Genomic DNA, 21881 nt, shown 5'->3' with positions numbered 1-21881 from the left:
CCGTGGCCAGGGCGCGGGGTTTTTCTTTGGGAGTAGTCCGACAATGGAATGGCTTGAACGCAACGTACCCAAGATGGTCCTGGCGCCGTCTTTCGTGGCGATCATGATCTTCGTCTATGGCTTCATCGCCTGGACGGCCTGGATCAGTTTCACGAAATCGCGCCTGATGCCGAAATACGAACTGGACGGCATCAACCAGTATGAACGCCTGTTCGCCGCGCCCCGCTGGGATGTCGCGATGAACAACCTCTTTATCTTCGGCGGGCTGTTCATCGTCATCTCGATGCTGATCGGTCTGGCGCTGGCGATCTTCCTGGACCAGAAGATCCGGGCCGAGGGCGTGCTGCGCACCATCTACCTCTATCCCATGGCGCTGTCGCTGATCGTCACCGGCACCGCGTGGAAGTGGATCCTGAACCCGGGCTTGGGCATCCAGGAGACCGTGCGCGGCTGGGGCTTCGAGAACTTCACCTTCGACTGGATCATCCGCCCCGACATGGCGATCTATGTCATCGTGCTGGCGGCCGTCTGGCAGGCATCGGGCTTTGTCATGGCTCTGTTCCTTGCGGGTTTGCGGTCCGTCGATGGCGAGATCATCCGCGCCGCCCAAGTGGACGGCATCCCGACGCATCGCATCTATTCCGCCATCATCATCCCGACGATGGCCCCGATCTTCCTGTCGGCTTTCATCGTACTGGCCCACTTGGCCATCAAGGCCTTCGACCTGGTGATCGCGCTGACCGGCGGGGGCCCTGGCTATGCCACCGACCTTCCCGCGACCTATATGTATGCCATGGCGTTCTCGCGCGGCGACCTGGGCCAGGCGGCATCGTCGGCCATGATCATGATGATGGTCATCTTCGCCATCGTCGTTCCCTATCTCTACAGCGAATTGAGGCCGCGCCATGACAAGTAAGACCATGCTGCGCCTCGGGCTGTACCTGATCCTGATCCTGTTTGCCCTGTTCTACCTGATGCCGCTGTTCGTCATGCTGACGACCTCGCTGAAAAGCCTCGAGGAGATCCGGACCGGCAGCCTGCTGTCCCTGCCCCGCGACATCACCTTCGCCCCCTGGGCCGAAGCCTGGTCCACCGCCTGTGCCGGCACCCAGTGCGAGGGCCTGCGCCCGTTCTTCTGGAACAGCGTCCTGATGGCCGTCCCGGCAGTCGCCATTTCCACGGTGGTGGGCGCGCTGAACGGCTATGTCTTCGCGCAGTGGCGCTTCCGCGGCGCGAACCTGTTCTTCGCGATGATCCTGTTCGGCTGCTTCATCCCCTTTCAGGTCGTGCTGCTGCCGATGGCGCAGATGCTGGGCCTGATGGGGCTGGCGGGCACCATTCCCGGGCTGATCTTCGTCCACGTGATCTATGGCCTGGGCTTCACCACCCTGTTCTTCCGCAACTACTATGTCACCATTCCCCAGGAACTGGTGCGGGCGGCTAAGGTCGACGGGGCGGGGTTCTTCCGCATCTTCTGGTCGATCTTCCTGCCGATCTCTCTGCCGATCATCACCGTGTCGGTCATCTGGCAGTTCACGCAGATCTGGAACGACTTCCTCTTCGGCGTCAGCTTCAGCGGGGCCGGGTCGCAGCCCGTGACCGTCGCGCTGAACAACATCGTCAACTCCACCACCGGCGTCAAAGCCTACAACGTGGACATGGCCGCGGCGATCATCGCAGCCCTTCCCACGCTGCTGGTCTATGTCGTCGCCGGAAAATACTTCATTCGCGGCCTGACCGCCGGTTCCGTGAAAGGGTGATCCCATGCCGATCCTCGAAATCGACCACCTGCAGAAATCCTATGGCGAAACCCATATCCTGCACGACATCAACATCAGCATCGACGAGGGTGATTTCCTTGTGCTGGTCGGGCCTTCGGGCTGCGGCAAGTCCACGCTGCTGAACTGCATCGCGGGGCTGGAACCGATCAGCGGCGGCGACATCAGCATCGCGGGGCGCAACGTGACCGGCGTTTCCCCCAAGGACCGCGACATCGCCATGGTGTTCCAGTCCTATGCGCTCTACCCGACAATGTCGGTCGCCAAGAACATCACCTTCGGCATGAAGGTGCGCGGCGTCGACAAGCCGACCCAGGAAAAGAAGCTGGCGCAGGTCGCCAGCCAGTTGCAGATCGAGCCGCTGCTGCACCGCAAGCCCGGCCAGCTGTCGGGCGGCCAGCGCCAGCGCGTTGCCATGGGCCGCGCCCTGGTGCGCGATCCCAAGCTGTTCCTGTTCGACGAACCGCTGTCGAACCTTGATGCCAAGCTGCGTGTCAGCATGCGGACCGAGATCAAGAAGCTGCATCAGGACCTGAACGCGTCGATCGTCTATGTCACCCATGACCAGATCGAGGCGATGACGCTGGCCACCAAGATTGTCGTCATGAAGGGCGGCGTGATCCAGCAGATCGGCACGCCGGCGGAAATCTACAACCGTCCGGCCAACATGTTCGTAGCCGACTTCATGGGCAGCCCGGCGATGAACCTGATCCCGGCCAAGGTCCGCGCCGAGGACGGCCAGACCCGCATCCAGATCGAGCGTCCGGGCATGGAGCCGCTGGTCATCACCGATCCGGTCGCGCGCAACCTGCCTGCCGACATCATCCTGGGCGTCCGCCCCGAGGACATCCACGAGGCCACGGGCAACGCTCACCTGCCCGGCACCGCCCATGGCGCGGGCGGCGACGTCATGATCGACATTGTCGAACCGGCCGGTGCCGACACCTTCGCGGTGGCGCAGCTGGGCGGCAAGGCCGTGACGGCCCGTCTGCGGGCGGAAAGCGCCGTCAAGGCGCGCCAGGCCTTCCCGCTGGCATTCGACCTCTCGAAAGTGTCGTATTTCTCGCCTAAGGATGGCGAAAGGCTGAACTGACGGGGGTGTGACGGCGATGGCTATGCTTTTGGGCGATGTGGGCGGGACCAATGCGCGGCTGGCGATCGCCCGCAACGGGACCATCGATGCGGCGACGGTCACCCGGTTCCGGGGCGACGATTTCGCCAGCTTCGACGATGTGGTGCGCCAGTTCATGGCCGAACAGCACCAGCCGCACGTCTCCTCGATGTGCATCGCCGTTGCCGGTCCGGTCAGCGGGGGTCGGGCCAACCTGACCAACCGCGACTGGTCCTTTGACGAAACCAATCTGGCGCGCCTGACCGATGCCGATCATGTGCGCCTGATCAACGACCTGACCGCGCTTGGCTATGCCACGCCGGTCCTGTCGGGCGACGGCGTCAGCCTGCTGCGTCCCGCGCCTGCCGAACGGGCCCGCAACGGCCAGTCGCTGGTCGTGGGCCTGGGCACCGGCTTCAACGTCTGCGCGGTGCGCGTGCTGCCCGGCGGCGCCATCACCGCGCTTGAGGCCGAAGAGGGCCATACCCACCTGCCGGCCAACATCATGGCCATGCTGGTGGACCGCGTCGGTGCCAATGCCGCCGCGGGCTTCTTTTCGACCGAGGAGACCTTTGCCGGGCGCGGGTTGTCGCGTCTGCACGCCGCCATGACCGGCACCGACCCCGTTCGCAGCGAGGACATCGCCGCCGCGATGGAGACAGGCGATCCGGATGCCATCGCGACCTATGATTTCTTTACCGAACTGGTGGGCCTGCTGTGCCGCGAGCTGTCGCTGCGCTTCATGCCGCTGGAAGGCCTGTTCCTGGCAGGCAGCGTCGGGCGCAGCATCGCCGACCGGATGGAGCTGTTCACCCCCGCCTTCCTGTCGCAGACGCATATGGGTCACATTCCCGCGAACACGCCCGTCATGCTGATCCGCGACGACATGGCCGCCCTTCACGGTTGCCTGTCCGCCCTTGGCTGAATCCCGCTGTCCTGAATAAAGGTTAACGCCCGACCCCCGATTTTCCTCAAGTACCAGTGGATTTCGGGGGGCGATCCTGTTTGAATTGCCCCAAGCAAGAAAAACAGGGCAGGCGCGATGCGGGCATATCTTAGGGCAGTTCTGGTGGCTTCGACGGCGCTTGTCGGCGCGGGGGCGGCCTTGGGGCAATCGTCATCCCCCTTCTCGGGTCTTTTCGGGCGCGACAGCCAAGCCGACGGGCCGGTCGCGCTGGATATCCGGGTGGCGGGCAACGAAGAGGGGCTGGACGACAAGATCCGCTCGACATCGCTGGTGGCGGGTGCCCTGAGAGAGGACCGGACCACCGGCCAGGACGTGCTGGCCGCCGCGCGCGGCGATTACGCCCGCATCCTGGGCCTTCTTTATGACGAGGGCTATTACGACGGGGCCGTGAACATCCTTCTGGACGGGGTCGAGGCATCCGAGGTGGCGCCGCTGGACGCCCCCGAAGTGGTGCGTCAGGTGACCGTCAACGTGGACCCTGGCCGGATCTTCCGGTTTTCGCGCGCCCAGATCGCCCCCGTCGCCCCCGGGTCCGAGATCCCGTCCGATTATGCGGTCAACGAGGTTGCAGGCACCGGCACCATGCGCAGCGCCGCCCTGGCCGGGGTGGAAGGCTGGCGCAATTACGGCCACGCAAAGGCCGATGTCGGCGCCCAGGAGATCACCGCCGATCACGACACCCGCCGCGTGGACAGCCGCATCGCGCTGGAACCTGGACCCGCCGTCAGCTTTGGCCGGATGAGCGTCGCGGGCAACAGCCGCCTGAACGAACGCCGCCTGCGCAAGATCGCGGGCTTTCCCGAAGGCCAGCGCTTCGACCCCGAGGAACTGGACACCGTCCGCAAGCGCCTGCGCCGCAGCGGCGTCTTTTCCGCCATCACCCTGCAGGAAGCCGAGGTCCTGAACGCCGACAATTCCATGGATGTGGACCTGACGGTGGTGGAGCAGAAGCCCCGCCGCATCGGCGCGGGCTTCGAGATTTCGAACACCGACGGGGTGCTGGTGTCGGCCTATTGGATGCATCGCAACCTGCTGGGCGGCGGCGAACGCCTGCGGGTGGATGCCAAGGTCAAGGATATCGGGTCCCAGACCAGCGAACGCGACGACGAGGTGACGATCCGCCTTGACCGTCCCGCCACCCTGACCCCCGACACCACCGCCTTCGTCGAACTGGAAACCGCCCGCATGCGCGAGGAGGATTACGACGAGGATCGCGCCAGCATCGGCATTGGTCTGGAACACATCTTCAACGACCAGCTGACCGCCGATACCGAGCTGGAATACCAGTATTCCCGCGTCTTCGATGCCAATGGCCAGACTGATTTCAAGGTGCTTGCCCTGCCAAGCGAAATCATCTGGGACAAGCGCGAGGAACCCAACAACGCCAAGCGCGGCTTCTATCTGTCGGGCGACCTGACCCCCTTCGTGGGCTTTGGCGATACCGGGTCGGGCGCGCAGCTGCTGGGCGAGGGGCGGGTCTTCCGGTCCTTCGGGACCGACGACAAGTTCACGCTGGCCGGACGCGCCCGCGCCGGCACCATCCTTGGCAGCGAGATCGCCGAGACGCCGCGCAACTATCTGTTCTTTTCGGGCGGCGGCGGCACGGTGCGCGGCCATCCCTATCAGGAACTGGGCGTCAACGCGATCGAGGGCCCCGAGGGCGGCGCCATCAAGACTGGCGGCATGAGCGTGGCGAACGCCACCGCCGAGATCCGCTTCCAGGTGCGCGAAAAGATCGGGCTGGTGACCTTCTACGACTATGGCCAGGTCTGGACCGACGGCAGCTTCGGCGGCGACAGCGGCAGCCATTCGGGCGCAGGCGTCGGGGTGCGTTACGATACGCCGGTCGGTCCCCTGCGCTTTGACATCGCAGCTCCGGTCAGCGGGGACGACGACAACGGCGTTCAATTCTATCTTGGACTGGGGCAGGCATTCTGATGCGCAAATTCTTCATCCTGGCCTTTGCCATCCTGTTTCCAGTCGCCGTCATGGCCCAGAGCGTCGCCGAAATCTCCAGCGAGGTGGATGACGACAAGGGGTTCCTGACCAACCTTCTGGAAAAGAATCTGTCGGGCGAGGGCCGTCAGGTCCAGATCGACGGTTTCGAGGGGGCGCTGTCCTCTCGCGCGACCTTCCGCGAGATCCGCATCCTGGACAATGAAGGGGCATGGCTGACCCTGCGGAACGGTGCCATCCAGTGGAATCGTTCGGCCCTGCTGCGCCGCCGGGTCGAGATCGCCGAGCTGTCGGCCGAGCAGATCCTGCTGCCGCGCCTGCCCCAGGGCGGCGAGGCCGACGTGCAGGCCGAGGCTCCGGTCTTTGCCCTGCCCGAATTGCCGGTGTCCCTGAACATCGAGAAGATCCAGGCGGACCGGGTCGAGCTGGGGGAACCCGTGATCGGCGTCGAGGGGGCCTTGCGCATCGCGGGCGGCCTGTCCCTGGAGGGCGGCGAGGGCAAGGCCCAGTTGACCATCGACCGGCTGGACGGACCGCGCGGGGAATTCGTGCTGGATGCGGGCTATTCGAACGAAACGCAGGTTCTCAGCCTGAACCTGGCCTTGGATGAGGCCCGTGACGGCATCCTGGTCAATCTGGCCAATATCCATGACCGTCCGGCCGTCACCGCCCAGATCAGCGGCGAGGGCGAGATTCGCAATTTCGCCGCCGATATCCGGCTGGCGACGGATGGCACGCAGCGCATCACCGGCCGTGTCAGCGCCAATGGCGAGGAACGCCAAGGCGCGCCGGGCACCGCCTTTCGGTTCCAGCTGGGCGGCGATGTGGCCACCCTGCTGGCCCCTCAGAACCGCGCCTTCTTCGGCAAGGAAACCCAGCTGCTGGCCGAGGGCTGGCGCGCCGAGACCGGGCGCCTTGAGATCCCCACCCTGGATATCAGCACCGAGGCGCTGCGCGTGCAGGGCAACCTGTCCACCAATGACCAGTCCGCCCCCCAGACCGCGCAGCTGATGATGATGCTGGGCCGGGATGCGGATGCCGAACAGATCCCCGTGCAGATGCCCTTTGCCGGTCCCGATGCCACGGTCGAAAGCGGACGCCTGACATTGGATTACGACGCGGCCGAAGGCCAAGGATGGGTTCTGGAAGGGCGCGTCGGCGCCTTGGACACGGGCCAGGTTCAACTGGGCGCGGTCGACCTGACCGGCAAGGGGGCGGTCATCCTGACCGATGGCGCCCTGTCCGAGGTCACCGGCGCGCTGGATTTCGCGGCCCGCAACCTGGGCTTCGACGATGCCGGCCTGGCTGCGGCCATCGGCCGCCAGATCGAGGGCGAGGCCGATTTCAACTTTACCCCCGGCAATGCCATCGACATTTCGGATGTGCGGATCGACGGGGCGGATTACGGGCTGGGGGGCAACTTCCTCGTCTCGGGCCTGTCCAGCGGCATCACGCTGTCGGTCGATGCCGATGCCCGCTATGACGATCTTGCGCGCCTGTCGACGCTGGCCGACCGGCCCATGTCGGGCCAGGCCGATGCCAGCGTGCTGGGCTATTACACGCTGCTGAACCAAAGCTTCGACATCGATGCGCAGGTGGTCGGCAATGACATCGCCGTGGACGTGCCGCAGGCCGATCGCCTGCTGGAGGGGCGGTCCACCATCGACCTGAAGGCGCGCCGCGACGAGGTCGGGATCGAAATCGAGGATCTCACCGTCAACGCCAAGCGCCTGACCGCAACCGCCCAGGGCCTTGTCAGCAGCCTGTCCAGCGATCTGACGGCGCAGATCTCGATGCCGTCGCTGGCGGATGCCGACCCCTCCTATGGCGGGTCGCTGGAGGCCGAGGCCCAGCTGAACGGCCCCCAGGGGCAGCGCCGCCTGACCGTCAGCGGCCTGGCCGAGGATCTGCGGATCGGGATCGAGGCATTGGACAACGCCCTGTCGGGCAAGACCAACCTGACCGCCATCGCCGCCGAGACCGAGGCCGGCTATCAGCTGGAGACCTTCCAGCTGTCCAACCCCCAGCTGAGCGCCGAGGCCGAAGGCAGCTTCGCCCAAGGCGCGCTGGACGCGGTCGCGAATTTCGAGCTGGTGGATCTGTCCGCCATCAAGCCGGAATGGTCCGGCAACTTCACGGCCCAAGCCACTCTTGGCGAAGACGACGGCACGCGGCGCATCGCCGTCACCGGGACCGGCCAGAACCTGTCGCTTGGTCAGTCGGGCGTCGATGGCGCCCTGACCGGTACGACGCAGCTGGCGGTTCGGGCGACCGAAAAGGATGGCGTGGTCACCATCGAGGACGGCAGGCTGGAAAACGACCAGATGTCGGCCGATCTGCAGGGCACCTATGGCGAGGGCGTCACCGATATCAGCGGCAATGTCGATGTCGCGACGCTGGCACCCTTCGGGCCGGGCTGGCGCGGGTCGCTGACGGCCCAAGGCAGCTTCCAAGAGGCCGGCGACGGCATTCGCCGGCTGGACCTGACCGGAACCGGGCGCGATCTGTCCTTCGGCCAGGCGCAGGTCGATGGCGCCCTTGCGGGCGAGACGCGTCTGGCCGTCACGGGCACCGAACAGGACGGCATCTTCACCATCCAGAACGCCCAGATCGAAAACCCCCGCCTGACCGCCGAAGCGACGGGGCAGGTCGGGGCGGGCGCGACCGATGTCACGGCGCAGGTGAATGCCAGCGATCTGCGCTTTGTGGGCAATGGCATCCGCGGGGCGGTCACCGCCGATGCGCGGATCACCGATGACGGCACCACGCGCCGGGTGACGGCCAATGGCGCGGCCAACGGGCTGGCCATCGGACAGCCCCAGATCGACCCTGTGCTGGCAGGCACAACCCGTTTCGACCTGGTGGCCAGCATGGATGGCGAAGGGCTGTCGGTTCAGCGGTTGGATGTGGAAAACCCGCAGCTGCGGGTGAATGCCGACGGGTCGCCAGCCCAAGGCATCAATCTGGATGCGCGGCTGGCCAATCTGGGGCTGATCGTCCCGGAATTTCCGGGACCCGTAACCGTGGCGGGAACGCTGCGCGAAGAAGGCGCAGACGTGACCATGGACCTGCGCGCCACGGCACCGGGCGATGCCGATCTGCGCATTGCAGGTCGCGCAGCGCGGGACGGGTCGGACATGGATATCGCCATCACCGGCAGCGCGGATTCCGCCCTTGCCAACAGCAGCCTCAGGACGCGCAGCGTCTCGGGTCCGTTGGCGATCGATCTGCGGATTAACGGGCAACCCTCGTTGCAGGCGCTGACCGGGCAGGTGCGGTTGCAGAACGGCCAGATGGCCGATCCGGGGCTGGGCCTGCGGCTGGACGGGATCAATGTCACTGCCGATTTCAACAACGGGCGGATCAACGTCGATGGCGTGTCGAACGTGTCGGCGGGGGGCGGCTTGTCGCTGCGCGGTCCGGTCGATCTGACGAACCGCACCGTCGATATCGCCATCGGCCTGAACGACGTGGTCCTGCGCGACCCGAACCTCTATCAGACCCGCCTGTCGGGCAACATGCGGATCGCGGGGTCGATGACGGCCGGACCGCTGGTGTCGGGCCGCATCGATCTGGGCGAAACCGAGATCCGCATCCCCTCGACCGGGCTGGGCGGGGCAAAGGCCATCCCAGACATCACCCATGTCGGCAGCCAGCGCCCCCCCGTGCGGGCGACGCGCGCCCGCGCCGGTCTTGAGGGTTATCCCAGCCAGGCCGCCCGTGATGCGGGTCTGGCCGGTCCGCCCGCCACGCCGCCCGCCAATCCGCCGCGCCTGGATCTGGTGATCAATGCGCCGAACCGGGTCTTCATCCGCGGCCGGGGGGTGGATGCCGAACTGGGCGGCGGCTTCCAGATCACCGGCACGCCGCGCAACGTGATCCCGATCGGCAACCTGGAACTGATCCGGGGCCGCGTCGATCTGCTGGGCAACCGGTTCGATCTGACCGAGGGCCTGGTCGAATTGCAGGGCAGCCTGATCCCCGTCATCCGTCTGGTTGCGGAAACCGAGCGGGACAGCATCACCACCCGCATCATCATCGACGGAGAGGTTCGCGACCCCGAGATCACCTTCGAATCCTCGCCCGAGCTGCCCCAGGAGGAGGTCCTGTCGCAGCTGCTGTTCGGTCGCGGGTTGGACAGCATCAGCCCGCTGCAGGCGGCGCAGCTGGCCAATGCCATCGCAGTTCTGGCGGGCCGGGGCGGCGATGGGATCATCGCCAACCTGCGCGAAAGCGCGGGGCTGGACGATCTGGACCTGACGACGGACGATGACGGCAACGTGCAGCTGCGCGCGGGCCGCTATCTGTCGGAAAACGTCTATACCGACGTGTCGATCGGCGAGGGGGGCAAGACATCGATCAACCTGAATCTGGACATCACCAAATCCCTGCGGGCGCGAGGATCGGTGGGCAGCGACGGGTCATCCTCGCTTGGGGTGTTCTACGAACGCGATTACTGAGGCCGTTCCCAACCATGCAAAAGGCCCGCAACATTGCGTTGCGGGCCTTTTGCATGGTGCGCCTGTCCTCAGCGGGCGGCGACGGCGTCCTGCAGCTCGGGATCGCCCTGCCCCAGGTTCAACGGCTGGCCCGACCCGACCCGGAACCGCAGCATCCGGCGTCCCCCCGTCAACGGGCTGACCGTCCAGCCCAGCAGCTGCCCCTGGGGACCGGCCATGGCGCCGCTGACCTCTGACCGGCCATCGGGCGTCAGCAGCGCCTCGCGCAGGGCGACGAAACCCGGTCCCATCGTGCCGCCATCGTTCCATGACAGCATCGCCTCGGAGAGGGTCGTGGCGGGGCGTTGCCACAGGTCGCGATAGACCTGATTGTCCAGCAGCAGCTTGCCATCGGGGGCAAAGACCGCCAGCGCGTCGTCCAGCGCGTCCAGCACATGCGAGCCCAGCAACAGGTCGGCCCGGAACTTGCGCGTCAGCGACATTTCCGAGGTGATGTTTTCAAAGAGGAACGCCACCGCGCCATCGGGATGGGGACGGCCCGTCACGCGATAGGTCTGGCCACCCGGCAGGGACCACGTTTCGACATGGTGGCCATGGGCGGCGGCGCTTTCCAGATTGGCCATGTGCTGGCGCCAGCTGCGATAATCCTTGGGTTCGGGGACCATGCGCTGTTCGCGAAGCTGATCCAGGAAATCGAACAGCGTCGGACGGGCGGTCAGAAAGCCGGTGGGCAGGCGCGTCAGGTCGATCAGAGACGGGTTGAACAGTTGCAGCTTGCGGCTTTGGTCAAAGATCGCAAGGCCGATGGGAAGATCGGCAAAGGTCTTGGTCAGGGTCTGGACGAATTCGCGCAGTGACCGTTCGGCACGCACCGCCGCATCGGCGGGCAGGGCGAACATCATCAGCTGATCCCCCAGGCGGTGGCTGTGGCAATCGTACCAGGACACGATGCCCTTGTCCTCCAGCGCGGCGCGGCGGGTGCCGCGGCCAGCGCCCGGAACGGGGCGCGGGGTGTCCAGCAGCTTGGGCAGGGGCCAGCCTAGCGCGCCTTCGCTGCGCGCCTCGGCCCGGCGCAGATAGGCGGCGTTGGCCCAGGTCACGCGGTCATCCTGATCCAGGCGCCAGACCAGCATCGGCGTCTGGTCCAGGGCGCCGCGCAGCAGGTGCAGCTCCTCCTCCAGCGCCTGGAGGGACATGGAATCGACCACGGTGCCGCAATGCTGGGACTGGGGGTCGGTGATGGTGACGCGCCACATGTGATCGCCCAGATCCTCGGCCAGAAGCCGCAGGGTGGCGCTGCCGTGGCCGTGCTGGCCCAGCAGTTCGATCCGGCCCTGATGGGGCAACTGGGCCAGCCGTTCGGCCGCATGGCCAAAGCGCGGCCCGACCCATTGCATCAGGCGCAGCCAGTCGTCATCCGGGACGGCCACGCGGTCCAGAAGCGCTCGCGCGGGGGGAGTCGCATCCACAAGGGTGTTGTGGCGGAACAGGAACACCACCGGCTGCACCTGACCGTCAAGCGCGGCTGCGGTCCGGGACGACCTGCCCTGCCCCGGTACGGGCCGGTATCGGTCCCAGAGCCGGATCAGGCCCACCGCCAGCAGGACCGAAACCGTCCCGCAGAAAAGCGCCGTCAGCACCAGTTGCGTCCCTTGCATATCCACAAAAACCATCCCCTTTCATGTCGATCCGAGCATAGGACAGGCGTGCTTAACAAGCTGTTAAGATGCTCACGTGGCGATGGAGGGATTCTGGGACAGGGCGGCGCGATCCTCGGACCGGATGCGGTCCAGCGGCCAGCGCACCGAAACGATCGCGCCGGGGCCGCCGTTGGCGAAGGTCAGCCGGGCACCGGACCGCTCCAGCAGGGTCTTGGCGATGAACAGGCCCAATCCCATCCCCTCATAGCTGCCGCGCTGAACCTCGGAGCGGCGGCTGAGATAGGGGTCCCCGATCCGCGACAGCAGATGCGGCGGATAGCCGGGTCCGTCGTCGCGCACCGTCACCGTCAGCGCGTTCGGCGTCACCTGTGTTTCGATGACTACCCGGCTTTCGGCGAAATCGACGGCGTTCTGAATCAGGTTGCGCAGGGCGTGGATGATGGCGGGGTCACGCCGGATGACGGGACCCTCGGCCAGGATCTCGATGATGGGGCCGCGATCGGCATGGGGGCTTGCGGCATCCTCCAGCACGGCGCGCAGGGGGGCCGCGCGCATATGCAGGTCGTCCTTGCCCGCCTGCCCCATGCTGCGCAGGATCCGGGCGCAGCGGTCGGCGGATTCGCGCAGGGCGATGGCATCAGCATGCAGGTCCGGGTCGTCCTGCAATTCGTCGGCCAGTTCCCCCGCGATCAGCTTGATGGTGGCCAAAGGCGTGCCCATTTCATGGGCGGCGGCGGCCACGACACCGCCCAGATGTTGCAGGCGCTGTTCGCGCGACAGGGCCATCTGCGTGGCAAAGAGCGCGTTCGACGTGTCCGACAGCTCTGCCGTGACCCGATGGGCATAGCCCGCGAAGAACACCACGCCGATCACCAGCGCGACCCAGTGGCCCAGCTGCAGGATCGGCTCCATCCGCAGGATATCGCCATCAGGTTCGCGCAGGGACAGGCCGAAGACCGCCGCGATCGAGATCAGCGCCACCGTCGCCAGCCCAAGCGCCATCACCTGCCGCCCGTTCAGCGATGCGGCAGCAATGGTCACCGGCGCCAGCACCAGCAGCGCGAAGGGATTGGCCATGCCCCCCGTCAGCGCCATCAGCGCCGAGATCTGCACCAGGTCGAAGCTGAGCTGCAGCACCGCGCGGCGCGGCGAGGTCCGCTTGGCCGGGCGCAGGAACAGCCACAGGTTCATCGTGATCGAGGTGGCGATCAGCGCGATCACCGGCGCCTTGACGAACCCCACCCCCATGCACCACGCCACGATCACTGCCGCCATCTGTCCGCCGATGGCGAACCAGCGCAGCAGCACCAGCGTGCGCATGCGGATCGGCTCGGCCATCGGGGCCTCGGCCATGGTCATCTGGAAGTCGGATCGGTCATCGGCAGGGGACGTGTCGGTCATCATCGGCCTTTGCTGCGACGTCACATGCCTTGATAGACGGGGCACGATAGGCGATCAATGCGCGGATTTGACGCCCATCGAACAGGAGACCCCCGCATGGTCGACCGCAAAATTCTGCTGATCGGATCGGCAGCGACGCTTGCCGTGCTGGTCGCCGGCACGGTCTTTCTGACCCAGGGACGCAGCGGCGACGCGTTCGCGCAATGCACCAACAGCGCGGTATCGGGGGGGATGGAGAGTTTCGGCACCGATTTCACCCTGACCCGCGATGACGGCGAACGGGTGACGGCGGCCGATGTCTTTACCAAACCGTCGCTGCTTTATTTCGGCTATACCTTCTGTCCCGACATCTGCCCGCTGGACAGCGCGCGCAATGCGGATGCCGCCGAATTGCTGCGCCAGCAGGGAATGGACGTCCAGAGCGTCTTCGTCACCGTCGATCCCGCGCGCGACACGCCCCAAGTGCTGGCCGATTATACCGACATGTTCTCGGACCAGATGATCGGCCTGACCGGATCGGAGGATGAGATCGCGGCAGTGAACAAGGGATGGCGCAATTATTTCAAGCTGCAGAACGAGGAAGACCCGGAATATTATCTAGTCGATCACATGACCAATACTTATCTGGTCATGCCCGGAAACCAGACCGTCGAATTCTTCAACCGCGATGCGCCTGCCGAAGATGTCGCCGACAGCGTGGGTTGTTTCGTCAAGGCCGCCAGCTAAGGCAAATTGTCACATATCTTTGAAAATGGATGATTCAGCATCCATTTAAATGATCGGATGAACAAAGGGTAATCAGGGTGGAAAACATGAACGCGCAGATCGGTCCCGACCCGTCGCTGTTGCTGGTCGATGATGACGAAATATTCCTGACCCGCCTTGCCCGCGCCATGGAAAAGCGGGGTTTCCAGGCGGAAACCTCGTTGACGGTGGCCAGCGCGCTGAACCAGATCCGCAAGAAGGCGCCTGCCTATGCCGTGGTCGACCTGCGGCTGGAGGACGGAAACGGGCTGGATGTCGTTGAGGCGCTGCGTGAAAAGCGCCCTGATGCCCGGATCATCGTCCTGACGGGATATGGCGCGATCGCCACGGCGGTGGCGGCGGTCAAGATGGGCGCGACGGATTATCTGGCAAAGCCCGCCGATGCCAATGACGTCACCTCGGCCCTGCTGTCATCGGCCGAATTGTTGCCGCCCCCGCCGGAAAATCCGATGTCGGCGGATCGCGTCCGTTGGGAGCATATTCAGCGGGTTTACGAACAATGCGATCGAAATGTCAGCGAAACCGCACGCCGGCTTCATATGCATCGCCGGACATTGCAGCGGATTCTTGCCAAAAGAGGCCCACGATAAATATTTGTGTATTCTGATCTAAAGGATATATTGAATTCATTTCTTTTCAGGGTATATCAAAGACAATAATGCAACCCGGAAAAGAAAAAGCAGACAAATGAGCATTGATTTCGATAAGATGTCCCTGAAGGAAATGCGTGAATTGCGGACCCGTCTGGATCGTGCAATCAATTCCTACGAGGATCGCAAAAGGCGCGAAGCGCTGCAGGCGATCGAGGAAGCTGCCAAGGAACACGGGTTCAATCTGGCTGAACTGACCGGGAGCAAACCGCGTCGTGCGGGCACCGTCGCGCCGAAATATGCCAATCCCCAGGATCCGACGATGACCTGGACGGGTCGCGGTCGCAAGCCGCGTTGGGTTCAGGAAAACCTGGCTGAAGGCAAGGAACTGGACGACCTGCTGATCTGATCGGTTACGATCTGTCGAAGTTGCAAAGGGGGGGCATTGCCCCCCTTTTTCAATGGCCGCGATCCATCAGCGCGATCAGTTCGGCAAAGCGCGCCAGATAGGCTGCGCGGGTCTCTGCGGGTGGACGCAGCGTGATCTGCCAGTCCTGCGGCGCGGTCAGGGCGGGCACGGGAAACAGGCGGCGGGCTTCGGTATCGGCAAAGCCCGCGATGGTCGTCGCCTCCAGCCGCGCCGAAATCCGGTCCGCCATCTTGATTCGTTTCTTGACCAGTGCCGGCAGCACCGCAGGCAGCCCGAAACGGCGGTGGATGGCCGAGGCCAGCCGTTCATCCATCATCCCGTATTCCTGCCCCAAGGCCGATTTCACCGGCGAGATCATGTCCCCGATGACATATTCGGGTGCGTCATGCAGCAGGGCAGCCAGACGCCAGCAGGCCTCGGAATCGGGATGGGCATGGCTGAAGATGCGCTCAACCAGCAGCGAATGTTCGGCCACGGAATAAGGCCAGTCGCCGCGCGTCTGGCCATTCCAGCGCGCCACGAAGGCCAGCCCGTGGGCGATGTCCTCGATCTCGATGTCGAAGGGCGTGGGGTCCAGCAGGTCAAGCCTGCGGCCTGACAGCATCCGCTGCCAGGCGCGCTTGGGCCGGGAGGCCATCGGGTCTTACGACAGGCGCTGGTCGGCGGGCGCCTGCTGGTTCTGCTGGGCGCGACGTGCCAGTTCCTGGCGGTACAGCGCCACGAAATCGACCGGGTCCATGTTGAAGGCGGGGAAACCGCCGTCGCGGGTCAGGTCGGACACGATGCGGCGCACGAAGGGGAACAGCATGCGCGGGCATTCGATCATCAGGAAGGCATGCAGCTGATCCTCGGGCACGCCCTCGATCTGGAAGACCCCGCCGTAATCCAGTTCGGCCAGGAACAGCGTGCTGCCCTCGGTCTTGTTGGTTGATGTGACGCGATACTTGGTGATGACCTCGAACTGGTTGTCCGCACCGCGCTTGCGGGCGTCCAGGCTGACCTGGACCGAGATCTCGGGCTGGACGTCACCCGAGGGCGCGCCTTTCTGGGCCACCATGTTCTCGAACGACAGGTCGCGGACGAATTGGGCCAGGATCCGCATGCTGGGCGGCTGCTGGGGTTGCGGTTTCGCCTCGGCGCCGTTCTGTGTGGTCTCGTCGGACATGGTCTTCCCTCACCTTATTTCATCGTCTTGCGACGCTTCTATCAGGCAGGTTACCTGCCCTCAATGGCGCGTCCAGCCCGATTTGCCCGGTGGGTTCAGTTCCGGTGCGTCGATGCCCTGATCGTCGCGATCGGGATCGGCGACGGTGAATTCGCCGTCGATGGTTCCATCATCTGGTCGGGCACCAGGACCGGCACCCGGATGTGCGCGACTGGGGTGGGATCCGAATTGGCCGCCCATCTGCGTCACGGTGACACGGCTGGCGACACGCTTCATGACCCCGTCGCGGAATTTCGGGATCAGCAGCAACAGGCCAAGCGTGTCGGTGAAAAAGCCAGGTGTCAGCAGCAGCATGCCCGCCACCAAGATCATCACGCCATGGGCCAGAGGACGCGTCGGATCGCGCATTTCCCCGAAGCTGGACTGGATTTCCCGCCAGGCCTGGGCGCCTTGGCTGCGCATCAGGCTGGTCCCGATGATGGCGGTCAGCACGACGATGGCCAGGGTGGGCCACAGCCCGATCAGCCCGTCCACCTGGATGAACAAGGCGATCTCGATGATGGGGACGGCAAGAAACAGCCAGAACAGCCGCATGGATTTTCCCTTCCTTTCGGCGCACAAACTGGACTTGCGCCTGTGCGGTCCCTACATAATGTCCTGACCGCCATTTACAAATAAACGTTTCGTCCCCGAGGTTGCCTGCATGTCCAACCCCCTTCTCCAGCTGCTTGTCCTTGCCGGCATCGCGATCTTCCTGATCCTGCGGCTGCGAAACGTCCTGGGCACCCGCGACGGGTTCGAGCCCCCGAAGGTCGAAAGGCCAGCGACCGGTCCCTCCAAGTTCGAGGTGATAGAGGGTTCCGCCGATCAGGTGGATCATGACATCCAGGATCATGCCGAACCGGGAACCCCCGCCGCACAGGCCTTGGCCGCGATGAAGCGGGTCGAGCCCGATTTCGGCGTGCGCGATTTCCTTGGTGGCTCGCGCCAAGCCTATGAGATGATCCTGATGGCCTTCGAACGCGGAGACCTGTCCGAAGTCCGCCCCTTCCTGTCAGAGCCCGTGGCCGAGGCGTTCCAGTCGGTCATCGACCAGCGCACCGCACAGGGCCAGACGGTCGAGGCGCAGTTCCTGGGTACCCGCGACACCGCACTGGCATCGGCCGAATTCGACCAGGCGACCGGCATGGCCGAAATCACCGTCCGTTTCGTGGGGGAACTGATTGCCGCGACGCGCGATGCCGACGGCAATGTGATCGAGGGCGACCCCAAGGTGGCGCGCAAGCAGAAGGATCTGTGGACCTTTGCCCGCCATATGGGCGAAGCGGATCCCAACTGGCAGCTTGTCGCGACTGGCTGATGCGACGCCGCAAGGGGCTGACGCCCGAAGACAGGGAAATCTGGTCGCTTGTGGCCCGCTCCGCCACACCCATGCATCAACGGCCCTTGCGGCCGCTGGCCCCTGAGGATGACCCTTCGGCCAAACCCCAGACATCGCTGACGCCCCCCAAGGCACAGCCCCTGCCCCGGTTTCGCCTTGGCCAATCGGCACCGACCCCCGCCCCGCGCATGCCCAAGCCCTCATCGCCCGCCGAACGGCTGGCCGGGGCAGAATTGCGCATGGATGCCAAGACCCACCGCAAGATGAGCCAAGGCAAGCTGCGCCCCGAAGCGCGGCTGGACCTGCATGGCATGACCTTGGCGGCCGCCCAGCCCGAACTGATGCATTTCATCATGTCCTGCCATTCCGCGGGTCTGCGGCTGGTGCTGGTCATCACTGGCAAGGGGCGGGGCGATTACGGTCCGCTGCCTACGCGACCCGGCGCGCTGCGCCACCAGGTACCTTATTGGCTGCACAGCCCGCCCCTGTCGATGGTCGTGCAGCAGGTCAGCGCCGCCCATTATCGCCATGGTGGCGAAGGGGCCTATTATGTCTATCTGCGACGCGGCGTTTGAAGACCCCGAATTTCACGATCCGGACAAAAAAAACGCGCCCTTCTGGGCGCGTTTTTCTTAACCATCGCAGTTCCTGAGATCACAGCGCTCGGCTGGATTTTGGCCCTGCAAAATACCAGATGATGAAACCAATGACCGGCAGCACAAGGATCAGCAGAATCCACAAAACTTTCGCCTTGGTGCTGGTGTTTGTGTTGATTATCTGTGCGATCGCCCACACGTCCAGCACGAAGATGATGACACTGAATAACCAACCCATCTGAACCGTCCTTCGCTGCAGTCACCCACCAAACACCGTTTCTCGGGTCTGGTTCCCGATAATTTACAAAACGTAGCGCGAAAGGTCCGTTGATCGCGACAGGTCGCCCAGATGCTTTTCGACAAAGGCGTCGTCGACGCTGATCGTCTCTCCGCCACGGTCGGGCGCGTTGAAGGAAAGCTCCTCGAAGACGCGTTCGATCACGGTGTAAAGACGGCGTGCGCCGATGTTCTCGACCGATCCGTTGACCTCGGCGGCGATGCGCGCAAGGGCCGCGATGCCGTCATCGGTAAAGGTGACTGTCACCTGTTCGGTCGCCATCAGGGCGGTGTATTGCCGCGTCAGGGCATTGTCGGTCTCGGTCAGGATGCGCACGAAATCGGCCTCGGTCAGGGCGCGCAGCTCGACCCGGATGGGCAGGCGCCCCTGAAGTTCGGGCAGCAGGTCCGACGGCTTGGCGACGTGGAACGCCCCCGAGGCGATGAACAGGATGTGGTCGGTGCGCACGGCGCCATGCTTGGTGCTGACGGTCGTCCCCTCGATCAGCGGCAGCAGGTCGCGCTGCACGCCCTCGCGGCTGACATCGCCGCCGCGGCCTTCGGTCTTGGCGCAGACCTTGTCGATCTCGTCGATGAAGACGATGCCGCTTTCCTGGACGCTTTCCAGTGCGGCGGTCTTGATCGCCTCGTCGTCCAAGAGCTTGTCGGCCTCTTCGGCAATCAGCAGGTCATAGCTTTCGGCGACGGTGACCTTGCGGCGCACGCGGCGACCGCCGAAGGCCTTCATCAGCCCCGACAGGTCCATCATGCCGCCCATCTGCTGGCCGGGCTGGCCGGGCATCTCGATGCCGCCAAGCGGGTTCGAGTTGTCCTGCAGCTCCAGTTCGATGACGGTATCGTCCAGCTGACCGTTCTTCAGCTTGTCGCGGAACATCTGGCGGGTGCCGTCGCGGGCATCCTTGCCGGCCAGGGCCTCGATCACGCGATCCTCGGCGGCCTGACGGGCACCCGCCTTGACCTCCTCGCGCATGCGTTCGCGGGTGTCGATGACGGCGGCGTCAACCAGGTCGCGAATGATCTGTTCGACATCGCGCCCGACATAGCCGACTTCGGTGAACTTCGTTGCCTCGACCTTGATGAAGGGCGCATTGGCCAGCTTGGCCAGGCGGCGGCTGATCTCGGTCTTGCCGACGCCGGTCGGTCCGATCATCAGGATGTTCTTGGGGTAAACTTCGTCGCGCAGGTCATCGCCCAGCTGCTTGCGCCGCCAGCGGTTGCGCATGGCCACGGCCACGGCACGCTTGGCTTCTTGCTGTCCGATGATGAAACGGTCCAGCTCGGACACGATCTCGCGCGGGGTCAGGTCGCTCATGGGGGGAATCCTTTGTTGCCTTGGTCGAAACGGGTTTAGCTGTCCGCGATTTCGACGGTCAGGCGGCCGTTGGTATAGACGCAGATGTCGGATGCGATCGCCATCGCCTTGCGGGCCACGGCCTCGGCGTCCAGGTCGGTCTCCAGCAGACCGCGCGCGGCGGCGAGGGCAAAGTTCCCGCCCGAGCCGATGGCGGCCACGTCATGTTCGGGTTCCAGCACGTCGCCCGCCCCGGTCACGACCAAGAGGTCGATGCCGTCGGTGACGATCAGCATGGCTTCCAGGTTGCGCAGGTACTTGTCGGTGCGCCAATCCTTTGCCAGGTCGACGCAGGCGCGCTGCAACTGGCCGGGGACGGCCTCCAGCTTTTTCTCAAGCCGTTCCAGCAGGGTGAAGGCATCGGCGGTCGATCCGGCAAAGCCCACGATGACGTCGCGGCCACCAGGCGACAGGCGGCGGACCTTGCGGGCCGTGCCCTTCATCACCGTCGGTCCGACACTGACCTGACCGTCGCCGGCCACGACGACCTTGCCGCCGCGCCGCACCGCCAGGATGGTGGTGCCGTGCCAGCCGGGGAATTTGTCATCTGCCATGGGGCTCTGCTCCGAGAATATTTGCGTTGGACAGCAGATATGAAGCCCCTGCCCGGCTTGCAACCCGTTGATAATCACGCATTCGCGCCCTAGCGTCGCCGCCATGGACCGCGAAAAGCTGCTGACCGTCTATCTGCATCCGCCGATCCTGCAGACAGCGCAGGCGGGCAAGCTGGGCTTTCTGAACCGGATGACCGCGCTCTTGACCGCGCGCGGCTGGCAGGTCGGGATCGAGCGGTCCGGCAAGGCGGCGCGGGCCGCGGCCCACGCCCGTCCGGGCTTTGCGCTGTTCAACATGGAAAAGCCCACGCATGACCGGGCGCTGACCTTCCGGCTGGCCTATCACTATCCCTTCTGGCGGCTGGAACCCTTGGCCGAACGCTGGCGCTGGCCCGTGGCGCTGGCCCCGTTCGAGGCGGCGGACATCGACCATGCCCGCGCCCGCGATTTCGCGCGTGCCCTGCGCGACCGCGTTCTGCCCGGTCCGCCGCCCGTCCGGGGCGATCACGTCCTGATCCCGCTGCAGGGGCATATCCGGCGCCAGCGCAGCTTTCAGGCGGCCAGCCCTTTGCAGATGGTCCGCGATGTCGCCGCCACCGGCCGCCCCTGCTTTGCGACCCTGCACCCCAAGGAGGTCTATGACGATGAGGACCGCGCCGCGTTGCACGACATCGCCGCCCGTCATCCCAACCTGACGATCGGCGGCGATACCAAGGCCCTGCTGCGCGATTGTGCCTTCGTCGTCACCCAGAACAGCAGCGTGGGTTTCGACGCCCTGATCCTGGAGAAGCCCGTGGTGCTTTATGCGCAATCGGATTTCCACCACATCGCGCTGAACGTGGCGCAGATGGGGGCCGACAAGGCGCTGGAGCGAGCGGCCAACCACAAGCCGCCCTTCGCAAAATACCTGGACTGGTTCCTGCGCCGGACCAGCTTGGACATGATGGCCTCTGACGCCGACGACCGCCTGCTGGCGGCCATGAAAAAAGGCGGCTGGCCCGTCTGAGGGGCCGCCGCCTTTCATTGTCATCGCGTCACGCGATCAGATGGATTCGTCGATCCAGCTTTTCAGTGCCGCCTTGGGGGCCGCGCCCATGCGGTTCGACACCACTTCGCCGTTCTTGAACATGAACAGGGCGGGGATGCCGCGAACGCCCAACTGGGCTGCCTGTTCGGGGTTTTCGTCGACATTGACCTTCACGATCTTGATCTTGCCGGCATATTCATCCGACAGTTCTTCCAGTGCGGGGCCGATCTGCTTGCAGGGGCCGCACCATTCCGCCCAGAAATCGACGATGACTGCGGTCTCTGCCTGACGCACTTCGGCGTCGAATTCTGCGTCGTTCACATGCACGGTGGCCATGTTCAGCTCCTGTATCTCTCGGGCCGGAAGGGACCGGCATCGGTTCATTTCAACA

21 protein-coding genes are annotated in these 21881 nt (G+C 64.9%); 12 read left to right on the top strand and 9 right to left on the bottom strand.

The window, feature by feature from the left end:
- The first annotated feature begins 43 nt into the window (after window positions 1-43).
- From DKT70_RS04150 to DKT70_RS04125, 6 genes are all read left to right on the top strand, one after another.
- Window positions 44-916: a carbohydrate ABC transporter permease gene (locus DKT70_RS04150; protein WP_111557965.1), complete on the top strand. Its 873-nt coding sequence runs from the start codon at window positions 44-46 to the stop codon at window positions 914-916.
- The gene (locus DKT70_RS04145) at window positions 906-1760 is read left to right on the top strand and encodes a carbohydrate ABC transporter permease (protein WP_111557964.1); all 855 of its coding nucleotides are present in this window, start codon (window positions 906-908) and stop codon (window positions 1758-1760) included. The genes DKT70_RS04150 and DKT70_RS04145 overlap by 11 nt, the downstream gene beginning before the upstream one ends.
- 4 nt (window positions 1761-1764) lie before the next feature.
- Window positions 1765-2871 carry an ABC transporter ATP-binding protein gene (locus DKT70_RS04140; protein ID WP_111557963.1) on the top strand — a complete coding sequence of 369 codons (1107 nt, stop codon included), beginning with the start codon at window positions 1765-1767 and terminating at the stop codon, window positions 2869-2871.
- Window positions 2872-2887: 16 nt separating this feature from the next.
- Window positions 2888-3814, top strand: a complete 927-nt coding sequence (locus DKT70_RS04135) for a glucokinase (protein ID WP_111557962.1) — start codon at window positions 2888-2890, stop codon at window positions 3812-3814.
- A 117-nt stretch (window positions 3815-3931) separates the two neighbouring features.
- Window positions 3932-5794: an autotransporter assembly complex protein TamA gene (locus DKT70_RS04130; RefSeq protein WP_111557961.1), complete on the top strand. Its 1863-nt coding sequence runs from the start codon at window positions 3932-3934 to the stop codon at window positions 5792-5794.
- Complete coding sequence (locus tag DKT70_RS04125; protein ID WP_111557960.1) at window positions 5794-10272, top strand: translocation/assembly module TamB domain-containing protein; 4479 nt, start codon at window positions 5794-5796, stop codon at window positions 10270-10272. Before DKT70_RS04130 ends, DKT70_RS04125 begins: the two co-directional genes overlap by 1 nt.
- A gap of 68 nt (window positions 10273-10340) precedes the next feature.
- Here the strand turns inward: DKT70_RS04125 and DKT70_RS04120 are convergent, their stop codons facing one another.
- Together DKT70_RS04120 and DKT70_RS04115 are read right to left on the bottom strand one after the other, a co-directional pair.
- On the bottom strand, window positions 10341-11912 hold the full coding sequence (locus DKT70_RS04120; RefSeq protein ID WP_158529938.1) for a PAS-domain containing protein: 1572 nt from the start codon (window positions 11910-11912) through the stop codon (window positions 10341-10343).
- 90 nt (window positions 11913-12002) lie between these two features.
- Window positions 12003-13334 carry an ActS/PrrB/RegB family redox-sensitive histidine kinase gene (locus tag DKT70_RS04115; RefSeq protein ID WP_111558205.1) on the bottom strand — a complete coding sequence of 444 codons (1332 nt, stop codon included), beginning with the start codon at window positions 13332-13334 and terminating at the stop codon, window positions 12003-12005.
- Between the two features lie 96 nt (window positions 13335-13430).
- On the opposite strand from DKT70_RS04115, the gene DKT70_RS04110 reads away from it, so the two are divergent.
- The 3 genes from DKT70_RS04110 to DKT70_RS04100 all read left to right on the top strand — a co-directional run bounded on the left by DKT70_RS04110 (window position 13431) and on the right by DKT70_RS04100 (window position 15098).
- Complete coding sequence (locus DKT70_RS04110; protein WP_111557958.1) at window positions 13431-14060, top strand: SCO family protein; 630 nt, start codon at window positions 13431-13433, stop codon at window positions 14058-14060.
- Between the two features lie 86 nt (window positions 14061-14146).
- Window positions 14147-14689: an ActR/PrrA/RegA family redox response regulator transcription factor gene (locus tag DKT70_RS04105; RefSeq protein WP_072296895.1), complete on the top strand. Its 543-nt coding sequence runs from the start codon at window positions 14147-14149 to the stop codon at window positions 14687-14689.
- A 118-nt stretch (window positions 14690-14807) separates the two neighbouring features.
- Entirely contained in the window at window positions 14808-15098 is a 291-nt protein-coding gene (locus tag DKT70_RS04100; RefSeq protein ID WP_407672187.1) for an H-NS histone family protein, read from the top strand.
- A gap of 49 nt (window positions 15099-15147) precedes the next feature.
- On the opposite strand, the gene DKT70_RS04095 is transcribed toward DKT70_RS04100, so the two are convergent.
- From DKT70_RS04095 to DKT70_RS04085, 3 genes are read right to left on the bottom strand one after another with little or no spacing between them, the layout of a single operon-like run.
- Complete coding sequence (locus DKT70_RS04095) at window positions 15148-15756, bottom strand: HD domain-containing protein (protein ID WP_111557956.1); 609 nt, start codon at window positions 15754-15756, stop codon at window positions 15148-15150.
- A gap of 6 nt (window positions 15757-15762) precedes the next feature.
- Entirely contained in the window at window positions 15763-16284 is a 522-nt protein-coding gene (secB, locus tag DKT70_RS04090) for a protein-export chaperone SecB (RefSeq protein WP_072296786.1), read from the bottom strand.
- Window positions 16285-16344: 60 nt separating this feature from the next.
- Window positions 16345-16878: an FxsA family protein gene (locus tag DKT70_RS04085; protein WP_111557955.1), complete on the bottom strand. Its 534-nt coding sequence runs from the start codon at window positions 16876-16878 to the stop codon at window positions 16345-16347.
- A 109-nt stretch (window positions 16879-16987) separates the two neighbouring features.
- Here DKT70_RS04085 and DKT70_RS04080 point away from each other — a divergent pair, with 109 nt between their 5' ends.
- A complete protein-coding gene (locus DKT70_RS04080) occupies window positions 16988-17644 on the top strand; it encodes a Tim44/TimA family putative adaptor protein (protein ID WP_111557954.1) in 657 nt (218 codons plus the stop codon).
- Entirely contained in the window at window positions 17644-18240 is a 597-nt protein-coding gene (locus DKT70_RS04075) for a Smr/MutS family protein (protein WP_111557953.1), read from the top strand. The genes DKT70_RS04080 and DKT70_RS04075 overlap by 1 nt, the downstream gene beginning before the upstream one ends.
- Before the next feature lie 79 nt (window positions 18241-18319).
- Here the strand turns inward: DKT70_RS04075 and DKT70_RS04070 are convergent, their stop codons facing one another.
- From DKT70_RS04070 to hslV, 3 genes are all read right to left on the bottom strand, one after another.
- A complete protein-coding gene (locus DKT70_RS04070) occupies window positions 18320-18499 on the bottom strand; it encodes a PLDc N-terminal domain-containing protein (protein WP_111557952.1) in 180 nt (59 codons plus the stop codon).
- A gap of 63 nt (window positions 18500-18562) precedes the next feature.
- Entirely contained in the window at window positions 18563-19870 is a 1308-nt protein-coding gene (hslU, locus tag DKT70_RS04065) for an ATP-dependent protease ATPase subunit HslU (protein WP_111557951.1), read from the bottom strand.
- 35 nt (window positions 19871-19905) lie between these two features.
- Window positions 19906-20463 carry an ATP-dependent protease subunit HslV gene (gene hslV / locus DKT70_RS04060; protein ID WP_072296792.1) on the bottom strand — a complete coding sequence of 186 codons (558 nt, stop codon included), beginning with the start codon at window positions 20461-20463 and terminating at the stop codon, window positions 19906-19908.
- A 103-nt stretch (window positions 20464-20566) separates the two neighbouring features.
- Here hslV and DKT70_RS04055 point away from each other — a divergent pair, with 103 nt between their 5' ends.
- Window positions 20567-21469, top strand: a complete 903-nt coding sequence (locus DKT70_RS04055; protein ID WP_111557950.1) for a capsular polysaccharide export protein, LipB/KpsS family — start codon at window positions 20567-20569, stop codon at window positions 21467-21469.
- 36 nt (window positions 21470-21505) lie between these two features.
- On the opposite strand, the gene trxA is transcribed toward DKT70_RS04055, so the two are convergent.
- Window positions 21506-21826 carry a thioredoxin gene (trxA, locus tag DKT70_RS04050; RefSeq protein WP_111557949.1) on the bottom strand — a complete coding sequence of 107 codons (321 nt, stop codon included), beginning with the start codon at window positions 21824-21826 and terminating at the stop codon, window positions 21506-21508.
- Between the last annotated feature and the right edge of the window lie 55 nt (window positions 21827-21881).

The organism is Paracoccus sediminilitoris, assembly GCF_003259195.1.
GTDB classification, from domain to species: domain Bacteria; phylum Pseudomonadota; class Alphaproteobacteria; order Rhodobacterales; family Rhodobacteraceae; genus Paracoccus; species Paracoccus sediminilitoris.
The sequence above is the reverse complement of the archived record's forward strand: the minus strand, read 5'-3'. Positions and strand labels throughout refer to the sequence as shown.